Genomic DNA, 1,777 nt, shown 5'->3' with positions numbered 1-1,777 from the left:
GAGGAGATGTTCGCCGCGGTGGCCCGGGTGGCCCGCGCGGTCCCGGTCCCGGTCACCGCCGACCTGGAGCGGGGCTACGGCCTCCGCCCGGCCGACCTGGTCGATCGACTGCTCGCCGCCGGAGCCGTCGGGCTCAACCTGGAGGACTCCGATCCCCGCACCGGTGCGCTGGTGGACGCCGGGGAGCAGGCCGACCTGTTGGCCGAGGTACGGGCGGCGGCCGACGCGGCCGGAGTGGCAATCGTGATCAACGCCCGGATCGACGTCTTCATCCAACAGGCCGGCGACCCGACCCAGCGCCCCGCCGAGGCGATCCGTCGGGCCCGCCGTTACCGGGCCGCCGGCGCGGACTGCGTCTATCCGATCGTGCTCGCCGACCTCGCCGCACTGCGGTCGTTCGTCGAGGCCGTCGAGGCACCGGTGAACGCGCTGGCCCGGCCGGGGGCACCGGCGGTGGCCGAACTGGCCGCGCTCGGGGTGGCCCGGGTCAGCTACGGCACCGGCCTGTACGCCGCCACCCGCGCCCACACCGCCCGGCTGCTGGCCGCGGCCGCCGCCGGGGAACCGCTGAACTGACCGTGTTCCGGTTGACCACCGGCCGTCGGGCCGGGATGGTGTTCGGATGAGCGGGGCTGACGAGACCCGGGACGGGGTGGCGCTGACCAACCTCGACCAGACGTTGTTCGACGGAGCCGGCGCGGCCAAACGCGACCTGGTCGACTACCTCGACGCGGCGGCCGACCGGATCGTCCCGCAGCTGCGCGGGCGCCCGCTGTCGGTGGTCCGGGTGCGCCCGGGGCAGCCGCCGTTCATGCAGAAGAACCTGCCGCGCTACACCCCGGACTGGGTGGCCCGAGTGCCGATCTGGGCCGAGGCGTCCCGCCGGGAGATCTCGTACGGGCTCTGCGACGATCGCCGCACCCTGCTCTGGTTCGCCAACCAGCGGGCGGTGGAGTACCACCCGACCCTGGCCACGGTCGACGACCTGAGCCGCCCCACCCACCTGGTGCTCGATCTCGACCCGCCGGACGACGGCGGCTTCGCCGCCGGGGTGGCCACCGCCCTGCTGGTCCGGCAGGCCCTGACGGACGCCGGGCTGGCCGGCGCGGTGAAGACCAGCGGAGCCAAGGGGGTGCACGTCTTCGTCCCGATAGCGCCCGGCCCGGACGCCGAGCAACTCGCCGCCGCCACCCGGGCCCTCGCGGCCCGCGCGGAACGGCTGGACCCGGCGCTGGCGACCACCGCGTTCATCCGGGAGGACCGGGGCGGAAAGGTCTTCGTCGACCCCACCCGGTCCGGCGGCGCGACCGTCGTGTCGGTCTACAGTCCGCGGCTGCGGCCGGGGGTGCCGGTCTCCTTCCCGGTGCCCTGGGCCGACCTGGAGTCCGTGACCCCGGCCGATTTCACCATTCGGACGGCCCCCGAGCTGATGGCGGACCGGGACCCGTGGGCGGAGCTGATGCCCGAGCCGCAGCAGCTCCCCGCCGAGCTGGTCGAGGAGGGCCGGTCCATCCCGGTGCCGAGGGTGCAGGCCATGCACGAGGGCCGGCGCCGGGCCCGCGCCCGGCGCGCCGCCGCCGACTGAGTACGCGGCAACCACCCGCCCGGCCCCGCGATCCGTGGTCGCCGCGCTGGTCGCCGCCCCGACGGCTCGGGTCGCCGCTCCCAGACGCGGCGGTGCGCCGGTCCGTCACGCTTCAGGCGGTTCGGCACCCGCGAACCCGCGCAGCGGCGAACCGCCTCGCTCGTTCATCGGATTTGGCAGGCCGGCCGCTGC

General features: G+C 75.7%; 2 protein-coding genes. Both read left to right on the top strand.

The genetic code is table 11. The features are described from left to right. Positions 1–576 (top strand): isocitrate lyase/phosphoenolpyruvate mutase family protein (locus AB0M52_RS12815; RefSeq protein WP_363952692.1); only part of this gene is annotated, 576 nt, incomplete at its 5' end. Positions 577–622: 46 nt separating this feature from the next. After that, on the top strand, positions 623–1,585 hold the full coding sequence (locus AB0M52_RS12810) for an ATP-dependent DNA ligase (protein ID WP_363952690.1): 963 nt from the start codon (positions 623–625) through the stop codon (positions 1,583–1,585). The last annotated feature ends 192 nt before the right edge of the window (positions 1,586–1,777 follow it).

This window comes from Micromonospora sp. NPDC051296, assembly GCF_040682255.1.
Classification (GTDB): Bacteria; Actinomycetota; Actinomycetes; order Mycobacteriales; family Micromonosporaceae; genus Micromonospora; species Micromonospora craterilacus.
This window is presented reverse-complemented; position numbering and strand designations above follow the sequence as displayed.

Coding starts and splice junctions, on each gene's coding strand:
- AB0M52_RS12810 (WP_363952690.1), top strand. CDS start 623: ATGAGCGGGGCTGACGAGACCCGGGACGGGGTGGCGCTGACCAACCTC.